Origin of the sequence: Pseudomonas muyukensis, from assembly GCF_019139535.1 — a bacterium.
GTDB classification, from domain to species: Bacteria; Pseudomonadota; Gammaproteobacteria; order Pseudomonadales; family Pseudomonadaceae; genus Aquipseudomonas; species Aquipseudomonas muyukensis.
Window position 1 is genome coordinate 181,397 of the sequence record NZ_CP077073.1, and the last position, 14,556, is coordinate 195,952.

The window sequence follows — 14,556 nt, forward strand, 5'->3', positions numbered from 1 at the left end:
CAAGGTATCCTGTCGGCAGTAATGGAGGCTGCACATGCACATCTACAAAGTCGGCGGCGCAGTACGCGACCGCCTGCTCGGGCGCCCGGTCAGCGACATCGACTGGCTGGTGGTCGGCGCCACGGTCGAAGACATGCACGCCCAGGGCTTTCGCCCGGTGGGCGCTGATTTCCCGGTTTTCCTGCACCCGAAGACGGGCGAGGAGTATGCCCTGGCGCGCACCGAGCGCAAGAGCGGCCGGGGTTATGGCGGGTTCACCTTCCATGCCAGCCCGGATGTGACGCTGGAGGAAGACCTGATTCGCCGCGACCTCACCATCAATGCCATGGCCGAGGATGAACAGGGTACGGTTTACGATCCCTATGGCGGCCAGGTCGATCTTGAACAGCGTATCCTGCGCCATGTTTCCCCGGCGTTCGCCGAAGATCCCCTGCGCGTGCTGCGCGTTGCGCGCTTTGCGGCGCGCTATGCGCCGCTGGGTTTCCATGTCGCCGAGCAAACCCTGGCACTGATGCGCCAGATCGCCGAATCCGGCGAATTGCAGGCGCTGACGGCTGAACGCAGCTGGAAGGAGATCGAGCGGGCGCTGATGGAGAGCGAGCCGCAAGTGTTCGTCCAGGTGTTGCATGATTCGGGTGCCCTGAAGGAACTGATGCCCGAGCTGGAAAACGGCAGGGATACACTCGCGGCGCTGCATCAGGCCGCGCAGCACCAGCAGCCCCTGGCGGTACGCTGGGCATGCTTGCTGCGCGGGCTGGAGCCGGCGGCGATCAAGGCACTCAACCAGCGCTTCAAGGCCCCCCGTGAATGCCAGGAACTGGCCGTTCTGGTGGGGGAGTTTGCCGGGCATGCTGACGACGCCTTGCAGTTGCCCCCTGCGAGTTTGCTGGAAATGTTGCAGAAGTTCGACGTCTATCGGCGACCGCAGCGGTTCGAGGATTTCATTGCTGCGTGTGCAATGGCACAGGGCGATGCAGGTTATCCACAGGCCGACTATCTGCGCGGGGCTGCGGCAGCGGCGCGGGCGGTGGAGGTGAAGCCGCTGGTGGAGGCCGGGCTGAGCGGGCAAGGCTTGGGGGAGGCGCTCAAGGGCGAGCGGCTGAAAGCGCTCCAGGCTTACAAGCTCGGCTGACGCTACCGGCCTCTTGGCAAACTCGCGCCTACAGGTAACCCTTCACCTTCAACGATGACGATACCCTGCAGGAGCGGGCTTGCCCGCGAAAGGGCCGGCACAGGCTTATGCCGGAGTCAGCTGCAACCCCCGCCACTCGAAGGCGACCGGTGCCAGCACCTGGTCGATCTGCGCCTCCTGCCACAATCGCGCCATGCTTTTCTCCACCCCCGGGTGAATCAGCGCCGGCGCGAGCAACGACAACGGCCAGAGCACGAAAGCATTCTTCAGGATCTCTGCCCTGGGCAGCACCAACCCATCGAAGGTGCCGTGCAGGTCGTCGTACATCAGCACATCGATATCCAACGGCAGCCCCTTGCGGTCTGGCGCATAACGGCCGTTGTCGGCCTCGATGAACTTGAGCCGACGGTCCAGCTCCATCAGCGGCAGGTCGGTCTTGCCGGTCACCACGAAATTGATGAACGGCCCGCTCTTGATGCCCACCGCCTGGCTCTCGAAGGCCGGCGAGCAGCGCATGTCCGAGAGAATCGCCGCCAAGGCATCGAGGCCAGCGCACAGATGCTGGTGGCGGTCGATGTTGCTGCCCAGGCCCAGGTAAACCGTGCTCAGAGACATCCGCGCTCGATCTCCACGCCAACACCACCGCGGGCTGCCGGCACCGCGCCCGGCTTGGTAAGTTTCAGGCGCACCCAGGGGATGTGGAATTCAGCCATCAGTACCGCCACCAGGCGCTCGGCGAAGGTCTCGACCAGCTCGAAGCGCGCCTGCTCGGCGAACGCCTGCACCCGCGCCGAAACACTGGCGTAGTCCAGCGCCAGCGACAGGTCGTCACCGGCGGCGGCCGGGCGGTTGTCCCAGGCGAAACTCAGGTCCAGGCGCAGGCACTGGCGAATATCCCGCTCCCAGTCATAGGCACCGATGACGGTATCGACTTCCAGGCCTTCGATGAACACTCTGTCCAAGCACTTCTCTCCACAGCACGACAAGGGCGACGGGCGCCGTTAGAATCAGGGCGTCCTCGCCCGGAATAGTTAGCATGTTTTGGTCACTGGCGCTGTTTGCCTACCTGCTCGGCTCTCTGTCCTTCGCCATCGTCCTGAGCCGCCTCAGCGGCAGCCCCGACCCGCGTTCCAGCGGCTCCGGCAATGCCGGCGCGACCAACATGCTACGCCTGGCGGGCCGCAAACTGGCGATCCTGACGCTGCTCGGCGACCTGTGCAAGGGCATGTTGCCCGTGCTGCTGGCGCGCCTGGCCGGCCTCGACCAGCAAGAGCAGGCCTGGGTCGGCGTCGGCGCGGTGCTCGGGCACCTGTTCCCGATCTACTTCCGCTTCCAGGGCGGCAAGGGCGTGGCCACCGCCGCGGGCATGCTCATGGCCCTGTACTTCCCCGCCGCGCTGCTGGCCATCGGCGCCTGGCTGCTGACCTTCTACCTCACCCGCACCAGCTCGCTGGCGGCACTGATCGCCACGCCGCTGACCTTGCCCTTGCTGGCCTGGCGCGAACCCGAGGCGCTGCTGCCGATGACCGTGCTGACCCTGCTGATCGTCTGGCGCCACCGCAACAACCTGCGCGACCTGTTCGCCGGGCGCGAGCGTCATTTCTGAGGGCGCGCGCCTGAGCCGGCCAAGTTTCAGACGGCCGGCAACTGCTCCATCGGCCAGCGTGCCTGCACGCTGATCGCCAGGTCCTGCTGCTGCCCGGCCAACAGGCGCTGGCAACCGGCGTAGGCGATCATCGCGCCGTTGTCGGTGCAAAAACGTGGCCGGGCGTAATAGACGTTGCCCTTGATGCTGGCCAGCATCTGTTCCAGCGACAGGCGCAGGGCCTTGTTGGCACTCACGCCGCCGGCGATGACCAGGCGCTTGAGGCCGGTCTGCTTGAGGGCGCGCTTGCACTTGATGGTCAGAGTCTCCACCACCGCCTGCTGGAACGCCAGCGACACGTCGCAACGGGTTTGCTCGTTGTCGTCCCCGGCGTCTCGGCACTGCTGCCAGGTGTTCAGGGCGAAGGTCTTGAGACCGCTGAAACTGAACTGCAGGCCAGGCCGGTCGCACATTGGCCGCGGGAACACGAAGCGCCCCGGCGTGCCCTGCTCGGCCAGGCGGGCGATCTCGGGGCCGCCCGGATAATTCAGGCCAATCAGCTTGGCGGTCTTGTCGAAGGCTTCTCCGGCGGCGTCGTCCAGGCTCTCGCCCAGCAGTTCGTATTGGCCGATGCCATCGACCCGCACCAGCTGGGTATGGCCGCCGGATACCAACAAAGCGACGAACGGGAATTCCGGCGGTTGCTCCTCGAGCATCGGCGCCAGCAAGTGGCCTTCCATATGGTGTACGCCGATCGCCGGGATATCCCAGGCAAACGCCAGCGCCTGGGCGCAAGAGGCCCCCACCAGCAGCGCGCCGACCAGGCCGGGACCCGCGGTGTAGGCGATGGCGTCGATCTCGGTGGCGACGCAGTCGGCCTCCTGCAACACCTGGCGGATAAGCGGCAGCATGCGCTTGACGTGATCGCGCGAGGCGAGCTCGGGCACCACGCCGCCATAGACGCGGTGCAGGTCGATCTGGCTGAACAGCGCGTCGGCCAGCAGGCCGCGTTCACTGTCGTATAATGCGACGCCAGTTTCGTCGCAGGATGTTTCCAATCCCAGTACTAGCATGGGTCCGTGCCTTGTCGAGGCTGAATTCGAAGGCGCGCATGATAGTCCCCGTACCTTGTGCCGACCAGCGGTTTTCGATCAGAGGCTTTGCATTCCGGCCAGCTAAGGGTTAACATCCGCAACCCTTGAAAACCGACGTTCTCCAGCACACCTTATGTTTTGCCAGGAGCACGTCTACCCCGGTAATGAATTAAGGTAGCCCTGGATGCCAGCCGTCAAAGTTAAAGAGAACGAACCCTTCGACGTAGCTCTGCGTCGTTTCAAGCGCTCCTGCGAAAAAGCCGGTGTACTGGCTGAAGTTCGTAGCCGCGAGTTTTACGAGAAGCCGACCGCCGAGCGTAAGCGCAAAGCCGCTGCCGCTGTAAAGCGTCACGCCAAGAAGGTTCAGCGCGAACAGCGCCGCGCCGTTCGTCTGTACTAATACAGGCGTTCTACGCAAAGCTTCTGCCCCGCCCGGCCTCGTGCCGGGCTGATGGCAGCGGCCGCTTCAAGCCCTTGGCCATGCGCCTTGGGTGCCCCGGCAAAAGCCATGGGCAACCTGCCGCAACACGTCAGAACTGGTCTTTGACCAGGCGTGCACGTCCTTTCTGACGAGCCCCTTGCGGGCTGGTGACGAGCACAACACCTCTTCTCAGCTACACCCTCACGCCAAAACCCGCGCACAAGCGTTTAGACTTGCCAGTTGCCAGATGACGAGACTGCCATGGCCGGGCTGATTCCCCAAAGCTTCATCGATGACCTTCTCAACCGCACCGACATCGTCGATGTGGTGAGTTCGCGCGTCCAGCTGAAGAAGACCGGCAAGAACCTGTCTGCCTGCTGCCCGTTCCACAAGGAGAAGTCCCCCTCCTTCACCGTCAGCCCCGACAAGCAGTTCTACTACTGCTTCGGCTGCGGCGCCGGTGGCAACGCGCTCGGCTTCATCATGGACCACGACAACCTGGACTTCCCCCAGGCGGTCGAGGAACTGGCCCGCGCGGCCGGCATGGAAGTACCCCGCGAAGAAGGCCGCCGCGGACAGAAGCCGCGCCAGCCCACCGACTCGCCGCTGTACCCGCTGCTCGAGGCAGCCAGCGAATTCTATCGCCAGGCCCTGCGCGGCCACCCCACCCGCAAGGCGGCGGTGGACTACCTCAAGGGCCGTGGCCTGTCCGGCGAGATCGCCCGCGACTTCGGCCTGGGCTTTGCCCCGCCGGGCTGGGACAACCTGCTCAAGCACCTGGGTGCCGACACCCTGCAACAAAAGGTGATGATCGACGCAGGCCTCCTGATCGAGAACGCCGAGAGCGGCAAGCGCTATGACCGCTTCCGCGACCGGGTGATGTTCCCCATCCGCGACAGCCGCGGCCGGGTGATCGCCTTCGGCGGCCGGGTCCTGGGCAACGACAAGCCCAAGTACCTGAACTCCCCGGAAACCCCGGTATTCCACAAGGGCCAGGAGCTGTATGGCCTGTACGAGGCACGCAAGCACAACCGCAACCTCGACGAAGTCATCGTGGTCGAAGGCTACATGGACGTCATCGCCCTGGCCCAGCAAGGCCTGCGCAATGCCGTGGCTACCCTCGGCACGGCCACCAGCGAAGAGCACCTCAAGCGCCTGTTCCGCGTGGTGCCCAGCGTATTGTTCTGCTTCGACGGCGACCAGGCCGGGCGCAAGGCTGCCTGGCGCGCCCTGGAGTCGACCCTGTCGAGCCTGCAGGACGGGCGCCGCGCGCGCTTTCTGTTCCTGCCCGAGGGCGAAGACCCGGACAGCCTGGTTCGCGCCGAAGGCACCGACGCCTTCCAGGCCCGCATCAACCAGCACGCCCAGCCCTTGGCCGACTATTTTTTCGAGCAGTTGAGCAACGAGGCCGACCCGCGCTCACTGGAAGGCAAGGCGCATATGGTGACCTTGGCCGCACCGCTGATCGAGCAGGTACCAGGCGCCAACCTACGCCAGTTGATGCGCAACCGCCTGAAGGACATCACCGGCCTCGACCCGCAGCAGATGGAACAACTGGCGCAGCAGGCACCGGCTCCCAGCCAGGTACCGGACTACGACCCCGGCTATGACTACGACGCCATGGCCAGCTACACGCCGGACTACGCCGAGCAGGCGTACCAGCCCGACTACGGCGCGCATCAGCAAGAACAACGGCCGTGGACACCGAACAAGGGCGGCGGCAAGAAACAGTGGGAAGGCAAGCCCTGGGACAAGAAGGGCGGCAAGCCCTGGCAGCGCAACGGCCAGCGCGGCGAAGCGCCGCCACGGGTGCCGGCACCGGTGGAACCGCCGACCCTGTCGGCGCTGCGCACCCTGCTGCATCACCCGCTGCTCGCCGGCAAGGTCGAGGACGCCAGCCACTTCGCCGACGAAGAGCAACTGTACAGCCAGCTGCTGGTGGCGCTGATCGAAGCCGCGCAGAAGAATCCTAAGCTAAGCTCTATGCAGCTGATCGCACGCTGGCACGGCACCGAACAAGGCCGCCTGCTGCGCGCCCTGGCCGAGAAGGAATGGTTGATCGATGCCGACAACCTTGAACAACAGTTTTTCGACACCATTACTAGCTTGTCCGCCCGCCAACGCGAGCGCAGCCTGGAACATCTGCTCAGGAAAGCACGTCAAAGCGAGTTGAACGCAGAGGAAAAATCTCAGCTGCTCGCCCTGCTCAGCAGGAATGTTCCCGCACAAACCCCGACCTCATCTGGCGCGTGAGGTCCATGCTCGGGTATAATCCTCGGCTTGTTTTTTGCCCGCCAAGACCTTCAGTGGATAGGGTGTTATGTCCGGAAAAGCGCAACAGCAATCTCGTATCAAAGAGTTGATCACCCGCGGTCGTGAGCAGGGCTACCTGACTTACGCGGAGGTCAACGACCACCTGCCTGAGGATATTTCAGATCCGGAGCAGGTGGAAGACATCATCCGCATGATCAACGACATGGGGATCAACGTATTCGAGAGTGCTCCGGATGCGGATGCCCTGTTGTTGGCGGAAGCCGACACCGACGAAGCCGCAGCCGAAGAGGCCGCCGCAGCGTTGGCGGCAGTTGAGACCGATATCGGCCGCACGACCGACCCGGTGCGCATGTACATGCGCGAAATGGGTACCGTCGAGCTGCTGACCCGCGAAGGCGAGATCGAAATCGCCAAGCGCATCGAGGAAGGCATCCGTGAAGTCATGGGCGCCATCGCCCACTTCCCGGGCACTGTCGACTACATCCTCGGCGAATACGACCGCGTCACCACCGAAGGTGGCCGCCTGTCCGATGTTCTCAGCGGTTACATCGACCCTGACGACAACATCGCCGCACCGACCGAAGAAGTGCCGATCCCCGGCGCCAAGGCCGCTGCCGCGAAGGAAGAGAGCGACGACGAGGAAGAAGAAAGCGCCGACGGCGATGACGAGGAAGAGACCGAGAGCGGTCCGGACCCAGTCGTTGCCGCGCAGCGTTTCGGTGCCGTCAAGGACCAGCTGGTCGACACCCTCAAGGTGTTGAAGAAGCACGGTCGCGGCCACAAGGACAGCATCGGTGCCATGCAGGCGCTGGCTGACCTGTTCATGCCGATCAAGCTGGTGCCCAAGCAATTCGACGCCCTGGTCGAGCGCGTACGCGGTGCCCTGGACCGTCTGCGCCAGCAAGAACGCGCCATCATGCAGCTGTGCGTGCGTGATGCACGCATGCCGCGCGCCGACTTCCTGCGCCTGTTCCCGAGCAACGAAACCGACCAGACCTGGTCCGGTGACCTGGCCAAGCGCAACACCAAATGGGCTGCCGCCCTGGGTGAGAAAGACGCCGCGATCGTCGCCTGCCAGCAGAAGCTGATCGACCTCGAGACCGAAACCGGCCTGACCGTCGTCGAAATCAAGGACATCAACCGTCGCATGTCCATCGGCGAGGCCAAGGCCCGCCGCGCCAAGAAAGAAATGGTCGAGGCGAACCTGCGTCTGGTGATTTCCATCGCCAAGAAGTACACCAACCGTGGCCTGCAGTTCCTCGACCTGATCCAGGAAGGCAACATTGGCCTGATGAAGGCGGTGGACAAGTTCGAATACCGTCGCGGCTACAAGTTCTCGACCTACGCCACCTGGTGGATCCGCCAGGCGATCACCCGTTCGATCGCCGACCAGGCGCGCACCATCCGTATCCCGGTGCACATGATCGAGACGATCAACAAGCTCAACCGTATTTCCCGGCAGATGCTCCAGGAAATGGGCCGTGAACCGACCCCGGAAGAGCTCGGTGAGCGCATGGAAATGCCTGAGGACAAGATCCGCAAGGTATTGAAGATCGCCAAGGAGCCGATCTCCATGGAAACGCCGATCGGCGACGATGAAGACTCCCACCTGGGCGACTTCATCGAGGACTCCACCATGCAGTCCCCGATCGACGTGGCCACGGTCGAAAGCCTCAAGGAAGCGACCCGCGACGTGCTCTCGGGCCTGACCGCGCGCGAGGCCAAGGTGCTGCGCATGCGTTTCGGCATCGACATGAACACCGACCACACCCTCGAGGAAGTCGGCAAGCAGTTCGACGTGACCCGCGAGCGGATCCGTCAGATCGAAGCCAAGGCGCTGCGCAAGCTGCGCCACCCGACGCGAAGCGAGCACCTGCGTTCGTTCCTCGACGAGTAAGACCAACCCCGGCCCAGGCCGGGGTTTTTCTTTTGTGACAGAAGGTCATTGCCAGCGCCTACCCCGCGGCCCGGATGCCCGTCTACACTCGAATCAGTTCACCTGATCGAGAGGCCGCTATGCCCTTTATGCCGGCCCTCCTGTTGCTGATCCTGCTCGCCTGGAACACAACGGCCGGCGCCCTGACCCTGACCGACGAGGAACAAGCCTGGCTCAGCGCCCACCCCCAGCTGCGCCTGGGCGTAGACGCTTCATGGCCGCCGTTCGAATTTCGCGACCAGGAAGGCCGCTACCAGGGACTGGCCGCCGATTACATCGCCCTGATCCAGGAGCGCCTGGGCATCACGCTCAAGCCGGTCGAGCCCAGCAGCTGGACCGAAGTCCTGCAGCAAGCCCGCGGCAACCGCCTCGATTTGCTGCCCGGGATCATGTCCACCCCGGAGCGCCAGGCCTACCTGGCCTTCACCCGGCCCTACCTGGACTTCCCCATCGTTATCCTCGCCCATGCCGGCGGCGCGCAACCGCGCAACCTCAAGGACCTGTATGGCCTCAAGGTGGCCGTGGTGGAGAACTACGCGCCCCACGAACTGCTGCGCACCCACCACCCCGACCTCAACCTGGTGGCCATGCCCAACGTCAGCTCGACCCTGCAGGCCTTGGCCACCGATGAAGTCGACGCGGTGGTCGGCGATCTCGCCTCGAGCATCTGGAGCCTGCGCCAGCTCAAGCTCGACGGCCTGTATGTGAGCGGCGAGACGCCCTACCGCTACCAGCTGGCCATGGCCGTGCCACAACAGCAGAAGATGCTGGTGGGCATTCTCGACAAGGTCATGGCTGACATGAGCAGCGGTGAGGTCAGCCATATCCAGCAGCGCTGGGTGGGCAACGTCGTCGACCAACGGACCTTTTGGCGCGACATGCTGCTCTATGGCCTGCCCGGCGTCCTGCTGCTGGTGGCCATCCTCGCCGTGGTGATCCGCATCAACCGCCGGCTGAGCTCGGAGATTTCCCGACGCATCGCCCTCGAGCAGGAGCTGCGCAGCAGCGAATACCACTACCGCGGCCTGATCGAAAGCCTCTCGGCAGTGGCCTGGGAGGCCGACGCCAACGACTTCAGCTACAGCTACGTCTCGCCCCATGCCGAGGACCTGCTCGGCTACCCCACCGGCGAATGGCTCAAGCCCGGCTTCTGGCGCAGTATCCTGCACCCCGAGGACGCGCTCTGGGCCCAGGCCTACTGCGACAGCGAGACCGCCGCCGGTCGCGACCACAGCCTCGACTACCGGGTGATCCGTGCCGACGGGCACACGCTGTGGGTGCGCAACATCGTCAGCATGATCAAGCATGGCCACAAACCCTTGATGCGCGGGCTGATGATCGATATCAGCGAGGCCAAGCACACCGAAGCCGCCCTGCGCCTGTCCGAGCAGAAGTTCGCCTCGGTGTTCCAGCAGTGCCCGGACATCCTGGTCATCGCCCGCCACAGCGATGGCTGCCTGCTGGAGGTCAACGAGGCCTTCGAGGAACTGATTGGCCTGGGTCCGGCCCAGGTCATCGGCCGCACCGCCACCGAGCTCGGCCTGTGGGGCGTCGCCGGTACCGGCCCGGCACTGCTCGAACGCCTGCACCGCGGCGGCATCCGCAACCTGGAGATGACCTTCCGGCGCAGCAATGGCCAGCTGTTCACCGGCCTGACCTCGGCCGAAACCTTCGAGCTCGACAGCACCCCGGCGCTGGTGGTGGCGATCCGCGACATCAGCCAGCTCAAGGAAACCCAGCAACAGCTGCAGACCTCCGAAGAGAAATTCGCCAAGGCCTTCCACGCCTCCCCCGACGGCCTGTTGCTGTCGCGCCAGAGCGACGGCCTGCTGCTGGAGGTCAACGAAGGCTTCCGCCGCCTGACCGGCTACGAAGTCGACCCCAACGTCGACCAGACCTCGCTGGACCTGGGTATCTGGGTCGACCTGGGCGAACGCCAACGCCTGGTCGAGCAATTGCAACGCGATGGTTTCGTGCGTGATTTCAGCTGCCACCTGCGCCGCAGCGACGGGCAGATCCGCCTGTGCGAGCTGTCGGCCCGGCCCCTGCCGATTGGCGGCGTCGACTGCATGCTGACCATCGCCCGCGACATCACCGAACGCCACCTGATGCAGGAAAAACTGCAACTGGCCGCCACGGTGTTCGAGAACACCGCCGAAGGCGTGCTGATCACCGACACCGACCAGCGCATCAGCGCCGTCAACCGCGCCTTCAGCGAAATCACCGGCTACAGCGAGAGCGAAGCCCTCGGCCAGACCCCGCGCCTGCTCGCCTCCGGCCAGCACGACAGCGCCTTCTACGCCGCCATGTGGCACCAGCTCACCGCCGAGGGCCATTGGCAGGGCGAGATCTACAACAAGCGCAAGAACGGCGAGCTCTACCCCGGCTGGCTGACCATCAGCGCGGTGCGCAACCACGAGCGCGAAATCACCCACTTCGTCGCCGTGTTCGCCGATATCTCCAGCCTCAAGCACGCCCAGGCCAAGCTCGACTACCAGGCTCACCACGACCCGCTGACCGGCCTGCCCAACCGCGCCCTGTTCGAAAATCGCCTGCAAGCGGCGCTCGCCTGCACCCAGGCGTCCAACCGCCAGGGCGCGGTGCTGTTTCTTGACCTCGACCGTTTCAAGCACATCAACGACAGCCTCGGCCACCCGGTCGGCGACCTGCTGCTCAAGGGCATCGCCCAACGCCTCAAGGAGCAGGTGCGCGATGTCGACACCGTGGCCCGCCTGGGCGGCGACGAGTTCATCATCCTGCTGCCCGGCCTGCACAAGCCCAGCGACGCCAGCGCCATCGCCAACAAGTTGCTGGCCGGCTTCCATGCGCCCTTCCAGGCCGGCGACCATGAGTTCTTCACCAGCGCCAGCATCGGCATCAGCCTGTATCCCCAGGACGGCAGCGACGTCGCCAGCCTGATCCGCAACGCCGACGCCGCCATGTACCGTTCCAAGGCCAAGGGCCGCAACCGGGTCGAGGCCTACACCCGCGACCTCACCGCCCAGGCCAGCGAGCGCATCGCCCTGGAGCACGAACTGCGTCGTGCCATCGAGCGCAACGAACTGAGCCTGTGCTACCAGCCCAAGTTCAGCCTCAAGACCCAGAGCCTGGTCGGCGCCGAAGCGCTGATCCGCTGGACCCACCCGACCTTCGGCGAAGTGCCGCCCGAGCAGTTCATCCACCTGGCCGAGGAAAACGGCAGCATCCTCCAGCTGGGCGATTGGGTCCTGGAGCAAGCCTGCCGGCAGATGCACCACTGGAAGAAGGCCTACCACGCCTTCGGCCCGCTGTCGGTGAACCTGGCCGGCGCCCAGCTGCGCCAACCCAACCTGGCCAAACGCATCGAGCAGTTGCTGCGCACCTACCAGCTCAAGGCCGGCGACCTGCAACTGGAGATCACCGAAAACTTCATCATGAGCCAGGCCGAGGAAGCCCTGAGCGTGCTGCACCAGCTCAAGCAACTGGGGGTGCAACTGGCCATCGACGACTTCGGCACCGGCTACTCCTCGCTCAGCTACCTCAAGCGCCTGCCGCTGGACATCCTCAAGATCGACCAGTCGTTCATCCGCGGCCTGCCCGACGACCCCCACGACGCCGCCATCGCCCGCGCCATCATCGCCCTGGGGCGCAGCATGCAATTGACGATCATTGCCGAAGGCGTGGAAAACCAGGCGCAGCAGCGTTTCCTGGCCGCCGAGGGCTGCGAGCAGATCCAGGGCTACATCGTCAGCCTGCCGCTGCCGCCAGCGGAATTCGCCGCTACGTTTCTTCGCATAGCACAAACGGATCTTTCGGATGGCACGCTATCGAAACCCTCGTTATAATCCGGCGCACCTGCTGAGGGCCTATAGCTCAGTCGGTTAGAGCAGAGGACTCATAATCCTTTGGTCCACGGTTCGAGTCCGTGTGGGCCCACCAAATTTGAAGCCGCGTCTGACGCGGCTTTGTAGTTTCTACGCAGCCGTAACCCTGCCTGCGCCAACACCCCTTCCTTGCCCCTGCCTTGACGATGCATGACCACCCTCGCTAGCATACTGACCAACTAGTCGGTTTAGCGAACTCCCCAGCATGCGCCATTTCTCCGAACTCTCCCCTGCTGCCCTGCGCGTGGTCGATGCCGCCGAAGGCCTGCTCCAGCGCCAGGGCTACAACGGTTTCTCCTATGACGATGTGTCGGCGCTGATTGGCATCAAGAAGCCCAGCATCCACTACCACTTCCCGAAAAAAGAAGACCTGGTGGCCATGGTCGCGCAGCGCTACCGCCATCGTTTTCGCGAACAACTGCTGGGGATAGAGGGCACCTGCGCCGACCCGCTCGAGCGCTTGCAGGCCTATGCCGTGCTGTTCGAGCAGACTTTCTCGCAGCGCCGACTGTGCCTGGGTGCGATGCTCGGCGCCGAGTATGAATCGCTGCCGCCGTCGGTGCTGGCGGAGCTCGACGCGTTCTTCAAGGTCAATGTCGAATGGCTCACGCTGATGGTCACGCAAGGGCAGCAAGCTGGCCGTATCCGTAACCTGGGTGCCCCCGCCAGCCTGGCCCAGACCCTGATCTGCACCCTGGAAGGCGCCATGATCGTCGGCCGCGCGATGAACAGCGCCGAAGGGCCCGCGCAAATCGGTGCCACGCTGCTTAACTTTCTACAGGCCTGAGTTTTGCCAGGCCTTGTTTTCAGCCAAATACCGACCTACTAGTAGGGTGAGTACAGGACAATCCGCAGATGCCTATCCGTGACGTCAGCGAAGCCGAGTTCAATCGCGCGATGCACCTGCTGGGCATGCCTGCGCTGCTGTACGTCTGGGCCCCGTGGTGTGCGCCGTGTCGCCTGTTCTCGCCGATTTACCAACAGACCGTCACGCCGTTTCCGGGCGTTGCAGCGTTCAGGATCAACGCGGCCAGCGCCCCCCAGATACAGACGGCCCTGAACCTGGCAACGGTGCCTGCTGTGCTTGCCTTCAACCGAGACGGCAAGGAAACGGGCCGGTTCATAGGGCTCAAGAACGGCCAACAACTGCATGAATGGGTGCTGGCGCACCTGACCACGCCAGCCCCGCCTTCGCCACGCTGACGACCACCCACCCTCGATGAGTACTGCCATGACAACCTGGATAACACCGCTACTGGGCGGCTTGATGATCGGCACCGCGGCTGCCGCCTACCTGATTCTGTTTGGCCGGATCGCCGGGGTCTCGGGCATGCTGGCCGACGCCTTCGGCTTCGGCGCCGGCAACGATCGGCTGGCCTCGCGCTTGTTCCTGCTGGGCATGCTCGGCGCCAGCCTGCTGGTGCTGACGCTGCATCCGGTGACCCTGCCTGCGGACCTCGGCGCGTTCTGGCCAGGCGTGCTGCTGGCGGGGTTGCTGGTAGGTTTCGGCACCCGCCTCGGCTCGGGTTGCACCAGCGGCCATGGCATCTGTGGCCTGGGCCGCCTGTCACCGCGCTCGCTGGCGGCAACCGCCACCTTCATGCTCAGCGGTTTCATCACCGTCTACGTACTTCGCCACCTGCTCGGGGTATTGCCATGAAACGCCTACTGCCACTGGCCCTGGGTGCGCTGTTCGGTACCGGCCTGGTCATCTCCGACCTGATCAACCCAGCGCGGATTCTGGCCTTTTTGGATATCACCGGGGCTTGGGACCCGACCTTGCTGCTCGTCATGGTCGCGGCGCTGATCCCTTCGCTGCTGGCCTACCGTTACATTCGCGGCCGCGCCAAGCCGGTGCTGGGCGCGGCCTACTGCGTGCCGACTTCGCGGGTCGTCGACCGCAAGCTGATCATCGGGGCGTTGCTGTTCGGCATCGGCTGGGGCATCGCTGGTGTCTGCCCTGGGCCTGCGGTGGTCCTGCTCGGCACGGCGCAGCCGTTTGCGCTGCTGTTCTTCGCCGCCATGCTCGCAGGGGCGTTGCTGCATTACCTGGTGCTGGGCCGAGCGGCGCCACGCTGAGCACCCCCACAGCGCCTGCTGCCACTCGGACACAGCTATCAAGAGGTTATCCATGAACAACGAAACGCCGAGCCATCGCCCTACCTTCAGTTTCAGTGCAAACAGGACAACTGGCGCACATCGGGTACGCTACCGGGAAGGCACCAGCGTCGATCCGCAGGAATGCGTGTTG

The 14,556-nt window shown here is 64.5% G+C and carries 13 protein-coding genes and 1 tRNA gene; 11 read left to right on the forward strand and 3 right to left on the reverse strand.

The window, feature by feature from the left end; translation table 11 throughout:
• Nucleotides 1-34: 34 nt before the first annotated feature.
• A complete protein-coding gene (locus KSS95_RS00930; protein WP_217850773.1) occupies nucleotides 35-1,132 on the forward strand; it encodes a tRNA nucleotidyltransferase/poly(A) polymerase-related protein in 1,098 nt (365 codons plus the stop codon).
• 105 nt (nucleotides 1,133-1,237) lie between these two features.
• Here the strand turns inward: KSS95_RS00930 and folK are convergent, their stop codons facing one another.
• Nucleotides 1,238-1,747: a 2-amino-4-hydroxy-6-hydroxymethyldihydropteridine diphosphokinase gene (gene folK, locus KSS95_RS00935; RefSeq protein WP_217850774.1), complete on the reverse strand. Its 510-nt coding sequence runs from the start codon at nucleotides 1,745-1,747 to the stop codon at nucleotides 1,238-1,240.
• Nucleotides 1,738-2,094: a dihydroneopterin aldolase gene (folB, locus tag KSS95_RS00940; protein ID WP_217850776.1), complete on the reverse strand. Its 357-nt coding sequence runs from the start codon at nucleotides 2,092-2,094 to the stop codon at nucleotides 1,738-1,740. Before folB ends, folK begins: the two co-directional genes overlap by 10 nt.
• A gap of 74 nt (nucleotides 2,095-2,168) precedes the next feature.
• Between folB and plsY the strand changes: the two genes are divergently transcribed.
• Nucleotides 2,169-2,738: a glycerol-3-phosphate 1-O-acyltransferase PlsY gene (gene plsY, locus KSS95_RS00945; protein ID WP_217850778.1), complete on the forward strand. Its 570-nt coding sequence runs from the start codon at nucleotides 2,169-2,171 to the stop codon at nucleotides 2,736-2,738.
• Between the two features lie 26 nt (nucleotides 2,739-2,764).
• Here the strand turns inward: plsY and tsaD are convergent, their stop codons facing one another.
• The gene (gene tsaD, locus KSS95_RS00950) at nucleotides 2,765-3,790 is read right to left on the reverse strand and encodes a tRNA (adenosine(37)-N6)-threonylcarbamoyltransferase complex transferase subunit TsaD (RefSeq protein WP_134689816.1); all 1,026 of its coding nucleotides are present in this window, start codon (nucleotides 3,788-3,790) and stop codon (nucleotides 2,765-2,767) included.
• A 205-nt stretch (nucleotides 3,791-3,995) separates the two neighbouring features.
• On the opposite strand from tsaD, the gene rpsU reads away from it, so the two are divergent.
• The 9 genes from rpsU (at nucleotide 3,996) to KSS95_RS00995 (ending at nucleotide 14,384) form a co-directional block, all read left to right on the forward strand.
• Entirely contained in the window at nucleotides 3,996-4,211 is a 216-nt protein-coding gene (gene rpsU, locus KSS95_RS00955; RefSeq protein ID WP_003255575.1) for a 30S ribosomal protein S21, read from the forward strand.
• Between the two features lie 282 nt (nucleotides 4,212-4,493).
• A complete protein-coding gene (dnaG, locus tag KSS95_RS00960; RefSeq protein ID WP_217850780.1) occupies nucleotides 4,494-6,485 on the forward strand; it encodes a DNA primase in 1,992 nt (663 codons plus the stop codon).
• A gap of 67 nt (nucleotides 6,486-6,552) precedes the next feature.
• Nucleotides 6,553-8,403: an RNA polymerase sigma factor RpoD gene (gene rpoD / locus KSS95_RS00965; protein ID WP_217850782.1), complete on the forward strand. Its 1,851-nt coding sequence runs from the start codon at nucleotides 6,553-6,555 to the stop codon at nucleotides 8,401-8,403.
• Nucleotides 8,404-8,522: 119 nt separating this feature from the next.
• Nucleotides 8,523-12,266, forward strand: coding sequence for a bifunctional diguanylate cyclase/phosphodiesterase (locus tag KSS95_RS00970; RefSeq protein WP_217850784.1), 3,744 nt, complete (start codon nucleotides 8,523-8,525; stop codon nucleotides 12,264-12,266).
• 17 nt (nucleotides 12,267-12,283) lie between these two features.
• Nucleotides 12,284-12,360: transfer RNA gene (locus KSS95_RS00975), tRNA-Ile, on the forward strand.
• 150 nt (nucleotides 12,361-12,510) lie between these two features.
• Nucleotides 12,511-13,092, forward strand: coding sequence for a TetR/AcrR family transcriptional regulator (locus KSS95_RS00980; protein ID WP_217850786.1), 582 nt, complete (start codon nucleotides 12,511-12,513; stop codon nucleotides 13,090-13,092).
• Nucleotides 13,093-13,160: 68 nt separating this feature from the next.
• A complete protein-coding gene (locus tag KSS95_RS00985) occupies nucleotides 13,161-13,508 on the forward strand; it encodes a thioredoxin family protein (RefSeq protein ID WP_217850788.1) in 348 nt (115 codons plus the stop codon).
• Between the two features lie 28 nt (nucleotides 13,509-13,536).
• Nucleotides 13,537-13,965: a YeeE/YedE family protein gene (locus KSS95_RS00990; RefSeq protein WP_217850796.1), complete on the forward strand. Its 429-nt coding sequence runs from the start codon at nucleotides 13,537-13,539 to the stop codon at nucleotides 13,963-13,965.
• On the forward strand, nucleotides 13,962-14,384 hold the full coding sequence (locus KSS95_RS00995) for a DUF6691 family protein (RefSeq protein WP_217850798.1): 423 nt from the start codon (nucleotides 13,962-13,964) through the stop codon (nucleotides 14,382-14,384). Before KSS95_RS00990 ends, KSS95_RS00995 begins: the two co-directional genes overlap by 4 nt.
• The last annotated feature ends 172 nt before the right edge of the window (nucleotides 14,385-14,556 follow it).